11 protein-coding genes are annotated in these 11,667 nt (G+C 70.1%); 1 reads left to right on the forward strand and 10 read right to left on the reverse strand.

The window, feature by feature from the left end:
* Positions 1-77: 77 nt before the first annotated feature.
* From A4F85_RS27760 to A4F85_RS27770, 3 genes are read right to left on the reverse strand one after another with little or no spacing between them, the layout of a single operon-like run.
* Positions 78-1,937: a CocE/NonD family hydrolase gene (locus A4F85_RS27760; protein WP_063328448.1), complete on the reverse strand. Its 1,860-nt coding sequence runs from the start codon at positions 1,935-1,937 to the stop codon at positions 78-80.
* A gap of 11 nt (positions 1,938-1,948) precedes the next feature.
* Entirely contained in the window at positions 1,949-2,926 is a 978-nt protein-coding gene (locus A4F85_RS27765) for a Bug family tripartite tricarboxylate transporter substrate binding protein (protein ID WP_063328619.1), read from the reverse strand.
* Positions 2,927-2,962: 36 nt separating this feature from the next.
* Positions 2,963-3,979 carry a porin gene (locus A4F85_RS27770; RefSeq protein WP_012207617.1) on the reverse strand — a complete coding sequence of 339 codons (1,017 nt, stop codon included), beginning with the start codon at positions 3,977-3,979 and terminating at the stop codon, positions 2,963-2,965.
* Positions 3,980-4,144: 165 nt separating this feature from the next.
* Here A4F85_RS27770 and A4F85_RS27775 point away from each other — a divergent pair, with 165 nt between their 5' ends.
* Positions 4,145-5,071 carry a LysR family transcriptional regulator gene (locus A4F85_RS27775; RefSeq protein ID WP_063328449.1) on the forward strand — a complete coding sequence of 309 codons (927 nt, stop codon included), beginning with the start codon at positions 4,145-4,147 and terminating at the stop codon, positions 5,069-5,071.
* Positions 5,072-5,092: 21 nt separating this feature from the next.
* On the opposite strand, the gene A4F85_RS27780 is transcribed toward A4F85_RS27775, so the two are convergent.
* The 7 genes from A4F85_RS27780 to A4F85_RS27810 all read right to left on the reverse strand — a co-directional run bounded on the left by A4F85_RS27780 (position 5,093) and on the right by A4F85_RS27810 (position 11,639).
* Positions 5,093-5,845: an ABC transporter permease gene (locus A4F85_RS27780; protein ID WP_170962118.1), complete on the reverse strand. Its 753-nt coding sequence runs from the start codon at positions 5,843-5,845 to the stop codon at positions 5,093-5,095.
* Positions 5,842-7,083 (reverse strand): ABC transporter substrate-binding protein, encoded by a 1,242-nt coding sequence (locus A4F85_RS27785; protein WP_047219193.1) that lies wholly within the window; start codon positions 7,081-7,083, stop codon positions 5,842-5,844. The genes A4F85_RS27780 and A4F85_RS27785 overlap by 4 nt, the downstream gene beginning before the upstream one ends.
* A gap of 81 nt (positions 7,084-7,164) precedes the next feature.
* Entirely contained in the window at positions 7,165-7,980 is an 816-nt protein-coding gene (locus A4F85_RS27790; protein WP_063328450.1) for an ABC transporter ATP-binding protein, read from the reverse strand.
* Positions 7,977-9,065, reverse strand: a complete 1,089-nt coding sequence (locus A4F85_RS27795) for an acyl-CoA dehydrogenase family protein (RefSeq protein WP_063328451.1) — start codon at positions 9,063-9,065, stop codon at positions 7,977-7,979. Before A4F85_RS27795 ends, A4F85_RS27790 begins: the two co-directional genes overlap by 4 nt.
* Entirely contained in the window at positions 9,055-9,639 is a 585-nt protein-coding gene (locus A4F85_RS27800) for a carboxymuconolactone decarboxylase family protein (protein ID WP_063328452.1), read from the reverse strand. Before A4F85_RS27800 ends, A4F85_RS27795 begins: the two co-directional genes overlap by 11 nt.
* A gap of 130 nt (positions 9,640-9,769) precedes the next feature.
* Complete coding sequence (locus A4F85_RS27805) at positions 9,770-10,711, reverse strand: AraC family transcriptional regulator (protein ID WP_016448374.1); 942 nt, start codon at positions 10,709-10,711, stop codon at positions 9,770-9,772.
* A 154-nt stretch (positions 10,712-10,865) separates the two neighbouring features.
* Complete coding sequence (locus A4F85_RS27810) at positions 10,866-11,639, reverse strand: AraC family transcriptional regulator (RefSeq protein WP_063328453.1); 774 nt, start codon at positions 11,637-11,639, stop codon at positions 10,866-10,868.
* Between the last annotated feature and the right edge of the window lie 28 nt (positions 11,640-11,667).

An 11,667-nucleotide genomic window follows, 5' to 3' on the forward strand; every position in this document is an offset into this window, starting at 1 on the left:
TGTTCCTTCGCAATTTGGTTGCATGGTACAACCAAATTGCGAAACATGCCAGGCAGCCAAACGCGTGTGCTCTCCGCCTAGACCGCCACCACCGGCAGCACGATGCGCGAGGCATGGCAGCCTCCCAGGTGCACGCTGTTGACCGCCACCTGCCTGGGCCCCGCACTGCCCTCGGGCGCGCCGGTGTTGGGGTTCACGTCGAAACGCGGGAAGTTGCTGCTGGAGATGTCCAGGCGGATGCGGTGGCCCTTGCGGAACAGGTTGGAGGTGGGCATGGGCTCGATGGTGATGGCCACCACCTCGCCGGGCGTCATCAGCTCGGGCTGCTCCCAAGAGTTGCGGTAGCGGCAGCGCAGGATGCCGTCGGTGATGTTCATCGCATAGCCCTGCGGATGATCGGCGCTGGGCGGGTACTGGTCGATGAGCTTGGCGGTGAAGTCCGTGTCGGGCGCGGACGAGGACACCTGCAGCTCGATGGTGATGGTGCCCGTGACCTCCAGGTCTTGCTGCAGCGGCTCGGTCTGGAACACCAGCACGTCGCCGCGCTCGGACAGCGGGCCGTAGGGCGGGCGGGCGGCGAAGGTGCTCTCGTGCGTGACCTGGTCGTAGGCGCCTGCGAACATCAGCGGCTCACCCGAGGTGATGGAGCCGCCCAGGGTGGGCACGGGGCAGGCCGGGTCGAAGCGGTAGCTGCGCACGCCCGGCTGCGGCGCGGGCTCGCGGGCCAGCCTGCCGTCGGCGTGCAGGTGCCAGGCCGTGGGCTGCGTGCCGGGCACGGGCCAGTGGTCGGCGCTGCGCCAGGCCCCGCCGTGGTCCAGCCGGCCCTGGGCCGTGCGCGCGCCCGATCCGCCGCCCATGCGGAAGTAGCGCACGGCGGCTTGCTGGCGCGCGGGCATGGGCCGGCCCTTGAGCCAGTGGTCGAACCAGGCCAGGCGCATGGCCACGTAGTCGTCGGCCAGTGCGCCGTCGAGCACGGCATCGGGCCCGAAATCCACATCGCCCGCATGCGGGACGCTGCGCTCGCCATGGGTCCAGGGGCCCAGCACCATGCGGACCCGGCCATTGCCGCGCGACAGGCCCAGGTAGTTGTCCGTGGTGGTCTGCGCATACGGGTCCCACCAGCCGCACATCAGCATCACGGCCAGGCCGTCGAAGGCGCCGTAGTGGCCGGCGGCGTACAGCTCGGGCTGGCGCCAGTAGTCGTCAAAGCTACCGCGCTCCCACTGGCTGAACAGGTAGTCCTCGTACTCGGGCGCCCACTGCAGCGGCGAGTCGCCGCGCGACCAGGGCAGGCGCAGGCACCACTGGCCGATGTCGGCCTGCTCCAGCGCCTGGCGCGCTGCGGGCTCCAGGTGGTTGCTGCCGCTGCGCGCATTGCGAAGGGCCCAGACGGCCTGCTTCAGCTCGAAGGCACCGCCGTGGCGTATGCCGCCCCGGTAGGCATTCGCAAAGCCGCCGCATTCCAGGAACATGGCCTTGAGGCCCGGCGGCCTTTGCGTGGCCAGCGCAGTCTGCGTGTGCGCGGCGTAGGACAGGCCGTAGGTGCCCACGCTGCCGTTGCACCAGGGCTGCTCCATGATCCATTGCAGGGTGTCGGCGCCATCGTGGGCCTCGCCCAGGTATTTGGTGAACTGGCCTTCGGAGCCAAAGCGGCCCCGGCAGTCCTGCACGACCACGGCATAGCCTTCGCGCGCAAAGCGGGCCGCCACCTCGCCCCGGCGCATGGGAAGGGGGTTGGCCGCGCTGCGCTCGCGGCGCGTTTCCTCGCTCTTGCCGTAGGGCGTGCGCTCCAGCAGCACGGCCAGCGGGCCGGGATGGTGGGGGCCGAGGTTCTCGGGCAGATACAGGTCGGTGGCCAGGCGCACGCCGTCGCGCATGGGCACGGTGAGGCTATGGCGGACCACGCCGCCCAGCTCGGTGATTGATGTGTTGCTCATGCTGCTGGCGCTCAGTCGAGCTTGAGGTTGCGTTCCTTGACCAGCTTGGCCCAGCGCGCCGTGTCTTCCTGCATGAAGCGCGCCAGCTCCTGGGGCGTGGTGGGCGCGGGCTCGGCGCCCTGTGCCTCCAGAGACTTGGCCACTTCACGGTCCTGCAGCGAGCGCACCAGTGCGGCATTGACCTTGGCCACCAACGCAGGCGGCGTGCCGGTGGGCGCGAACAGGGCATACCAGATGTCGTATTCGAAGTCCTTGACGCCCGCCTCGGCCATGGTGGGCACCTGCGGCAGGGCACGCGAGCGCGTGGCGCTGGCCACGGCCAGCGGCGTGAGCTTGCCGGCCTTGATCTGCAGCACCACGCTGGGCACGGCATTGATGCCCAGCTGCACATGGCCGCCCACCAGTTCGTTGACGGCGGGCGCGCCGCCCTTGTAGGGAATCTGCAGCATGCGCGTGCCCGTGGCGGCCTGGAACATTTCCATGGACAGATGGCCTGGCGTGCCGTTGCCGCTGGAGCTGTAGTTCAGCGCGCCGGGGTTCTTGCGCGCCAGCGCCACCAGCTCCTGCACGGTGCTCACATTGAGGCTGGGGTGCGTGGTGAGGATGGGCACGTTGATCAGCACTCGCCCCACGGGCACGAAGTCGCGCGAGGGGTTGTAGGACAGCTTGCTGGACAGCAGGGGCGCCGTCACCATGCCCGAGCCCGCGCCCAGCAGCAGGGTGTAGCCATCGGCCGGCGCGGAAGACACCAGCTGAAAGCCATGCACGCCGGGGCGGTTGTCGATGACCACGGGCTGGCGCCACAGCTCGGACATCTTGCGGGCCACCACGCGCATGGCGGCATCGGCTGCGGCACCGGCGGGGAATGGCACGACGATGCGCACGGGCTTTTCCGGGAATTCGGCCGCATGGCCGGGCAAGGGCGCCAGGCCCAGCGCAAGGCCCAGTGCCAGGAAAGCCAAGGACAGGAAGCGTTGGAAGTGGGTCATGGGAATCTCCATTCTTGATGCGGGTGTGCAGGACGGTCAGAAGTCATGGCGCACGCCCGCGCCGATGGCGCGCACGGCCACGTTGGGGCGGCTGGAGTCCACGCCGTCGTGGTCCACGAAGGCCTGCAGTTCGGTGCGCTTGGACAGCGCATAGGTATAGGCCAGCTGCTGGCGCCTGCGCTTGCCGGTCAGCGAGGTCTGCACGTCGCGCTGCATCAGGTTGAGCACCACGGCGTGCGCGCCATGGCGCAGCCGCGTGCCAAGCATCCAGTAGTCCACGTCGGCGCGCGAGACGCCGGGCTTGTGGTTGAAGCGGTCGCGGCCCAGCAGCACATAGGGCTCGATGGCACCAAAGCTGTAGCGCAGTCCCATCTGCCATTTGCTGTCGAACTCGTTGGCCAGCAGGCCCCCGGCGCGCGTGTCCTTGGCGTAGCCCAGGCCGGCCGTCCACGGGCCTGCGGCGTAGCTCAGGCCCAGGTCCAGCGATCTGGCGTCGTCCTCCAGCCCTGGGGCCTTGGCATCGCCGCGCAGGTAGTAGCGCGCACGGAACACCGTGCCGCCCCATGACGGGCTTTGGTAGCCCAGCGAGTTGGAGGTGCGGTTGCGCGCATTGAGCATGGAGGTGCCGATGGCCGTGGCCCCGGCGTCATTGGCTGCGAACGAGGTGATGCCCGTGACCTGCGAGTACAGCGGCGAGCCCGTGGGATTGGCCGAGTCCAGCCGGCCCAGGGCCACCGTGCCCAGGCTGCCGCGCAGCGCCACGTAGCTGTTGCGAAAGGCCGGCGTGGTCAGCGAGCCCGTGTCCGCATCCAGCCCCATCTCCATGCCGAACAGTGCCTGCAGGCCGCCGCCCAGCTCCTCCTTGCCGCGAAAGCCCAGGCGCGAGGCGTTGTCGCGCTCTTCCATGGTGGAGCCGGCATTGCCGGTCTTGAGGTGGTTCACGGTCAGCCGGATCTGGCCGTAGACCTGCATGTCCTGCGCATGCGCAATCGGGTGGCCCAGGGCCGCGATGGACAGGCTGCAGACAGCGGCAATGCTTGGCAGGGCCTTCATGGAATCTTGCTCCTTGTGTTGTGCGTGTTCTGACGCCGCCGATTCTCAGGAGCCCCCGCATCCACCACAACGGTATGACGGACGCGTATTACCCTATGCGATTCGTGATGCGCCGTGCGCGCCCCCGGCCGCGCTGCCATCATGCAAGCACCGCCTGTACAACCCATGAATTTCAAGCAACTCGAAGCCTTCCAGGCCATCATGCTCAGCGGCTCCACCACGGGTGCGGCCGAGCGCCTGGGGCTGTCCCAGCCCGGCATCAGCCGCCTGCTGGCCCAGCTGGAGCAGGACCTGGGCCTGCGGCTTTTCATCCGCGAAAAAGGCCGCCTGGTGCCCACGCAGGAGGCCGAGGCCCTGCTGCACGACGCCCAGGTGCTCATGGATTCGGCCCAGTGCTTTCGCCGCCATGCCGAGCAGTTGCGGCTGGGCGGCTTCAAGCGCCGGCTGCTCAAGGTGGCCGTGCCCGGCACCCTGGCCACCTCGCTGATGCCGGCCATTGCCCACCAGTTCATGCAGGCGCATCCCGACGTGGTGCTGGAAGTGCTGTCGGGCTCCTATACCGAGACCGAGCGGGCCCTGCTGAGCCGCGACGCCGACATCGGCCTGGTGCGCCTGCCCATGACCATGCCCGGCCTGCGCACGCGGGCCTGCCTGGAGTCCGAGGCCGTCTGCATCATGCCCAAAGGCCATGCGCTGCAGGCGCTGGACGAGGTGACGCCGTCAGATCTGGTGGACGCCCCGCTGATCCTGCTGGGCCGCCAGCGCGAGATCCGCCAGGAGATAGACATGGCCTTTCGCCATGCGCGCGTGCAGCCGCGCGTGGCCGTGGAGGTGCATTCCGTGGGCGAGGCCTGCGCCCATGTGGCGCAGGGCCTGGGCGTGTCCATGGTCAACGGCCTGCTGGCCAGCTACTGCCAGCCCGGCGCCCTGTCCAGCCGCCCGTTCAGGCCGCGCATCCGCTACCAGTTGGCCATTGCCTCGCTGGAGGCGGCGGTGTTGTCGCCCCTGCAGGACACGCTGATCGCCCTGCTGGTCCAGGCCATCGTGGCCACCGGGCATGCCGCCCCGGTGGGCGACATGCCGAAGGCCTGATGCCCCGATGATGCCGGCCGCTCAGTGCATCCAGCGCTGGTGCAGCCACCGCGCCGCATGGTCCAGCGCATAGCCCAGGGCGCCGATCAGCACCACGGCAGCCATCAGCTCCGAATACGCCAGGCGGTCGCGCGTGTCGAGGATGAAGTAGCCCAGCCCGGCCGATACGCCCAGCATTTCTGCGGGCACCAGCACGATCCAGATGATGCCGATGGCCAGGCGCACGCCCGTGAGGATCTGGGCCGTGATGCCGGGCAGCACCACGCGCAGCACGGTCTCGGTGCGCGTGGCCGACAGGCTGCGCGCCAGCAGCAGCCAGTTGCGGTCCAGCTGGGCCACGCCGGCCGCCGTGCTCAGCAGGATGGGCCAGACGGCGGCGAAGGCCAGCAGGAAGTACACGGGCGCGTCGCCCACGCCCAGCACCATCACGGCAATCGGCATCCACGACAGCGGCGAGATCATGCGCAGGAACTGGAACACGGGCGAGAACGCCTGCGAGAACCCGCGCGACAGGCCCACCAGCACGCCCAGCGGCACGCCGACCACGAAGGCCAGCAGCAGGCCCACGGCCACGCGCTGCAGGCTCAGCAGGGTGTGCATCCAGATGTCGGCGCCCGTCAGCAACTGGCCCAGCGCCTGCAGGGAAGGCCAGGGCGCGAAGGCCGCAGCCACGGGCGTGCTGCGCGCCAGCAGCGCGCCGCCCACCCACCACAGGGCCAGGACCAGGGCCGCGCCCAGCAGCGGCAATCCAATACGTCGCAACACCTGGCTCACACCACGATGGTTTCGCGGCGCGAGAAATCGGCCGGAATGCCGAAGACCTGCGGACCGCCCACGGCCTGGATGGCCTTGCGCACGAAGCGGTCGTCCACCAGGTCGGTGGCCGCGAACTTGGGCTCCAGCTTGTCGAGGAAGCGCGTGTCGCCCTCGACCTTGGTGGCCTTGATGGCGCGCACCAGCTGCTCGGTGTACGAGGGATAGGGATAGGGCTGGAAGTCGATGCGCCGCTGGTGCCAGCCCTTGTTGACGACCACGCCGCTGGCCTCGTAGCTGGCGTAGTCGGTGGCGGCCAGCACCTTGGACAGCGTCTGCTGCGGATGCGGCGTGTAGCGGCGCTCGCCGGTGCTCGACAGCAGGCGCGCGGCGGCCAGGCGGTTGTCGCGCGTCCACAGCTGGGCCTTGACCACGGCATTGGTCACGCGCTGTGCCCATTCGGGCTTGTCGGCGATATCGCGCTCGGCCAGGAAGGTGACGCAGCAGGCGTGGTCCTTCCAGACATCGCCCGAGAAGCGCAGCATTTTGCCCACGCCCGCGATCTCGGCGGCGGCGTTGAAGGGCTCGGCCACGATGAAGCCCGCAATCGACTTGCCGGCCAGGGCCGAGACCATTTCGGCCGGTGCCAGCACGACGAGGTTGACCTCGTTGGCCGCAATGGCGCCGCCGCGCGCGCGGGTCACGGCCGTGAGGCCGGCCTTGCGCAGCACGTCCTGCAGCAGGATGTTGTGGATGGAGTACCAGAACGGGATCGCCACGGTCTTGCCGCCCAGGTCCTGCACCTTCTGGATCTCGGGCAGCACGGTCAGGCCCGAGCCGTTGACGTGGTTCCAGGCCACGATCTTGGCGGGGAACTTGGCGCCGTAGCGCACCCACAGCGTGGAGGGCGTGAGCAGGTGGATGACGTTGACCTGGCCCGAGACGAAGGCCTCGACGATCTGGGCCCAGGAACGGAACAGGCGCGGCGCCTCTGCCTTGAGGCCTTCGGCCTCGAACAGGCCATTGCCGTGCGCCACCAGCAGCGGCGTGGCGTCGGTGATGGGCAGGTAGCCGATCTTCACGGGCTGGTCATCGCCCTTGAAGGCCTGGGCGCGCGCATCGCCTGCGGCCAGCAGCGGCGCGGCCACCGAGGCCGTGGCCAGCGCGCCCAGGCGCAGCATGTCGCGCCGCGTGAGGCCGCAGCCGCAGTCCGACGAGGCGCAGATGTGGGTGTAGGAAGGGTGGTCCTGGAAGCTCATGCGAAAGACCTTTCAGAAGAGCATGGTTGAAGTCGAAGAAATGGCGGATCTGCAGGCGGATCGGCAGGCAGGCGAGCCGGATCAGGCCTGGGCCGCATGGCGCACGCCGTGCAGGGCCGAGAGGATGTCCAGCCGCAGCGCGGTCACGGCGGCGGCCTGGTCCTCGCGCGGGCGCGCTATGTCCACGCGCCATTCGCGCACGATGTGGCCGGGCCGCCCGCCCATCAGCAGGATGCGGTCGCCCACGAGGATGGCCTCGTCGATGTCATGCGTGACCAGCAGCGCCGCCGTGTGCCAGCGGTGGACCACGTCCACCATCAGCTCCTGCATCTCGGCGCGCGTGATGGCGTCCAGGGCCGAGAACGGCTCGTCGGCCAGCAGCAGCTGCGGCTCGCGGGCCAGGGCGCGCGCCAGGGCCACGCGCTGGGCCATGCCGCCCGACAGCTGCGAGGGGTAGAGCGCGCCGCTGCCGCCCAGGCCCACGGCCTGCAGCGCCTGCTCCACACGCTGGCTGCGGGCCTCGGTCTCCAGCTTCGGCTGGCGCTCGAAGTCCAGGCCGAAGCCCACGTTGCGCCGCGCGTCCAGCCAGGGCAGCAGGCTGGGCTGCTGGAACACGAAGCCCGCGCGCGGATGCGGCGCGGTCAGCGGCTGGCCGAGGAACTGGAGCTCGCCCCGGCTCCAGGCGCCGCCGTCCGGCGACTCCAGGCCGCCGAGCACGCGCAGCAGCGAGGACTTGCCGCAGCCGCTGCCGCCGAGCAGGCAGACGATTTCGCGCGGGGCAATGCTCAGGGAGATGTCCTCGAACACGGCCTTGCCGGGCGCATAGCCAAAGCCCGCGCCGCGTGCCTGCAGCACGGGCGCGGGAGCGTCAGGGGAGAAAGCTTCCGTCTGGGTCATGAACTGGCGGTTGCCAGGGCCGCGCCAGCCAGCGCACCCTGTAGCTGCGTGACGCTGGGCGTCACGATGGGGATGAAGGCCGCCTCGCGCCAACGGCGCGCAAATCCCAGCGGCTGGTCGCGATGATAAGCGCGCCCGCCGCTGGCGTGCAGCTCCAGCTGCAGGGACTGCTGCACGATGTCGTTCAATTCCAGGCGCAGGCGGAACAGGGCTTGAGGTCGGTCAAGAAAACGCCCGTCGGACAGGCCGGCATGCAGCGTGGCCGTGGCCAGTTCCAGCGCGTGGCGCTGCTGCTGCAGCGGGCCGCCCAGCACATCGCGCCCGGCGCCGGCACGGGCCGAGGCCGCCGCCAGCGAGGCGCGCGCCAGGCCGATGCACAGCCCCAGCTGCAGGCCCATGAAGGCGGGCCGCACGCGCGGCAGGAAAAGGTTGGCGTCGGCATGGATCACATCGGCCGGACCGATCTGCAGCCCCTCGATGGACAGCGCCGCCGTGTGGCTGCCGCGCAGCGCGATCAGGTCCAGGTCGGCGCTGCGCTGCAGGCCCGCCGCATCGCCGGGCAGCGCGGCCACGAAGGGCTTTGCACCGTCGCTGCGCGAGACGGCAACGGCCACCACGAAGCGATCCGGCGGCACCAGGTTGGTGGCCCAGGGCACGCGCCCGCGCAGTGCAAGGCCGTCGGCGCCGACAGTGCCGACAGGCGTGGCCTCGACCTGCAGGGCCTCGATGCCGCCCAGGTACTTCATGGCGTTGGACAGGCCCGTGGCACCCGCCTGCGTGCCCTGCAGCAGGCCCGGCAGCCAGCGCTGGCGCAGCGCCGCGTTGGGCGACTGCAGCAGGTATTCGACAAAGGCGCGCTGCGCCCAGAACACGAAGCCCGCCGTCAGCGAATGCCCGGCCACGCCGGCAATGGCCTCCAGCGCATCGCCCAGGCTGCCGCCCTGCCCGCCCTCGGCCACGGGCACGCCCAGGCCGAACAGGCCGTGCTGCGCCAGCCGGGGCAGCACTTCGTGCGCATGCGCGGGGCCTTCGTCCAGGGAGTCGGCATGGGCGTCCAGCCACTGCCGCAGCGAATCAGCCAGCATGTGTGTTCTCCTGCGGTTGTCGGAACTGTTCGGGCAGATAGGGCTGCAGCTGCGGGTTGACGGGGCTTTGCGCCAGGCTGTTGGCAAAGTTGCATAGCGTGGCCAGGCTGATGCCCAGCACCACCTCCAGCGCCTGCTGCTCGCTCAGGCCGGCCGCATGGAAGGCGGCCAGGGCCTCGTCGGCGACGGCGCCGCGCGTGGCGATCACGGCTTCGGCAAAGCGGCGCACGGCGTCCAGGCGCGGCTGGCCCGTGTCGCGGCCGTCCTGCAGCGCCACCACCTCGGCCTGGGTCAGGCCGGCCTGCTTGAAGGCCAGCTTGGTGTGGCCGGCCACGCAGAAGTCGCAGCCATGGATGCGCGCCGCCGTGATCTGCACCACCTCGCGCTCGGCCAGCGTGAGCTGGGCGCGCGCGTTGATCTGGCCCACGGTCACATAGGTCTCCAGCGCCTGGGGCGAGTTGGCCAGGATGGCGATCAGGTTCGGCAGGAATCCGTTGCCGGCCAGGGCGCGCTCCACGAAGGGGCGGCTGGCTTCAGGAGCGGTTTGCGGGGTGTGCAGGGTCAGGCGTGCCATGGTGCTTTGCAGGAATGAAGGAATGCCTTCATGATCGGCCGCGCCCCCCTTGCCATCAATGCCGCCGCGTCGCGGATTTATGCCCGAACGTGTCAACCCGCAGGCAGATGCGGCGGGCTCGGATGGCGGCTCAGCAGCAGCGTGCCTGCGCGCGCTGCCAGGCGCCGGGCTGCTCGCCCATCACGCGCTTGAAGGCACGCGAGAAGGCCGCATAGGACTCGTAGCCCACGGCCTCGGCCACCTGCCCTATCGCCTCGCCCTGGGCCAGGCGGCGTGCCGCCAGCTGCATGCGCAGCAGCAGCAGGAATTGCTGGGGCGGCTGGCCGCAGGCCTCGGCAAACTGCCGAAAGAACGTGGCGCGCGACAGGCACACGCGCGCGGCCATGTCGGCCACGCTCCAGTTGCGGGCCGGCTCGCGCAGCAGCTCGGCCACCAGCGGCGCAAAGCCCGGCCGGCGCAGCAGGCTCCAGATGCCGCGCGCCCGCGCATCGCCATGCGCGAGCTGGCGCAGGCCGTAGAAGAACAGCAGGCCCACCAGCCGGTCCATCACGGCCGAGGGCTCGGTGCCCGTGCGCAGCGCCTCGGCGCGCATCAGGTCGAATAGCATGGAGGCGCCGCTCATCGCATGGTCGTCGCCGCGCAGCACCAGGTGGTCGGGGAAGGCATCGACCAGCAGGCCGCGCATGGGGCCCTCGAAGGTGAAGAAGCCGCAGGCCAGCGCCGTCTCTCCGATGCCGGCATCGCCCGTGGCGGGACGCATGGCCTGCGGGGCGCAGGCCATGTCCGGGTCGGCATAGGGCGAGATGAAATGCGGCACATCGCGCGAGAGGAACACGCCGTCGCGCGGCTGCAGCTCCACCGAAGGCTGGCCCGGCAGGTGCAGCCAGCAGCGCCCGTCCAGGATCAGGTGAAAGCTGGCCCGCGCGCGCCCCGCCGTGGAGGCCCGCCAGCGCCCGCAGTACTGCCCCACATGGAACACGCTGGCGCGCCATTGCAGGCCGTTGAGCAGGCCGTCGATGACGCGATCGACCTGCGCTTCGGCCGCGCTGTCGGGGACTGGGTCGGGTAGCACGGTGGTACAGGCAAGGCAGTGGAGGGAATGCGGCCGGCCAGTATCGCCACGATGCAGGCGCGGGGGAACGAATCTTTGGGCATATGCTTGTGCCGCAATCGATATCTGGATCTGCATCCAAGTCCGCCCGGCCCGACCTTGGTCCGGTCGTGCCTCAGCGCTGGAAGCCCGAAGGCGGCACCCCGAAATGCCTTTTGAACATGGCCGTGAACGCGCTCTGGCTGGCGTAGCCGCAATCGAGGGCGATGTCGATGATGCGCTCGCCCGCCGCAATGCGGCCCAGCGCGAACATCAGCCGCGCCTGCTCGCGCCACTGGGCGAAGGGCATGCCGGTTTCCTTCACGAACAGGCGCTGCAGCGTCTTGGCGCTCACGCCCAGGCGCTGCGCCCAGTGTTCGGCGGTGGCGGTGTCGGCAGGCTCGCGCATCAGGGTCTCGCAGACCTGGCGCAGCCGCGCATCGGCGGACAGGGGCAGGTGCAGGGGCAGGACCTCGGCGGCGCGCAGTTCATCGACCAGCAGGTGCATCAGGCGCTCGTCGCGGCTGCCTTCGGCATAGTCCAGCGGCACGCCGACGGCGGCCACCACCAGCTCGCGCAGCAGGGGCGACACGTTGACCACGCAGGTGCGCGCGGGCAGGTCCGCAAAGGCCGAGGCGTCGATGTAGGCCGTGCGCATCTTCACGTCGCCCGACATGCGCACATCGTGCTCGGCGTCGGCCTCTATCCACAGCCCCCGGTTGGGCGGCACCAGCCAGGAGCCGGAATGCAGCTGCACGGACATCACGCCTTCGATCGCATACAGCAGCTGGCCGCGCGGGTGGGAGTGCCAGCCCGTGCTGGTGCCATGCGCCCAGTTGGCCTCCATGGCGGCCATGGGGCGCCCGGTCTGGTGGTACTTGAGGTATATGCGCGGCAGTTCTGCGGCCATGGGGCTTCCCGTCCTGTGCGGTTCTATG

The sequence above is a fragment of the Delftia sp. GW456-R20 genome, from assembly GCF_001622915.1.
Taxonomy (GTDB): domain Bacteria; phylum Pseudomonadota; class Gammaproteobacteria; order Burkholderiales; family Burkholderiaceae_C; genus Comamonas; species Comamonas acidovorans.

Coding starts and splice junctions, on each gene's coding strand:
- A4F85_RS27760 (WP_063328448.1), bottom strand. CDS start 1,937: ATGAGCAACACATCAATCACCGAGCTGGGCGGCGTGGTCCGCCATAGC.
- A4F85_RS27785 (WP_047219193.1), bottom strand. CDS start 7,083: ATGAGCTTCCAGGACCACCCTTCCTACACCCACATCTGCGCCTCGTCG.
- A4F85_RS27800 (WP_063328452.1), bottom strand. CDS start 9,639: ATGGCACGCCTGACCCTGCACACCCCGCAAACCGCTCCTGAAGCCAGC.
- A4F85_RS27775 (WP_063328449.1), top strand. CDS start 4,145: ATGAATTTCAAGCAACTCGAAGCCTTCCAGGCCATCATGCTCAGCGGC.
- A4F85_RS27790 (WP_063328450.1), bottom strand. CDS start 7,980: ATGACCCAGACGGAAGCTTTCTCCCCTGACGCTCCCGCGCCCGTGCTG.
- A4F85_RS27765 (WP_063328619.1), bottom strand. CDS start 2,926: ATGACCCACTTCCAACGCTTCCTGTCCTTGGCTTTCCTGGCACTGGGC.
- A4F85_RS27810 (WP_063328453.1), bottom strand. CDS start 11,639: ATGGCCGCAGAACTGCCGCGCATATACCTCAAGTACCACCAGACCGGG.
- A4F85_RS27770 (WP_012207617.1), bottom strand. CDS start 3,979: ATGAAGGCCCTGCCAAGCATTGCCGCTGTCTGCAGCCTGTCCATCGCG.
- A4F85_RS27795 (WP_063328451.1), bottom strand. CDS start 9,065: ATGCTGGCTGATTCGCTGCGGCAGTGGCTGGACGCCCATGCCGACTCC.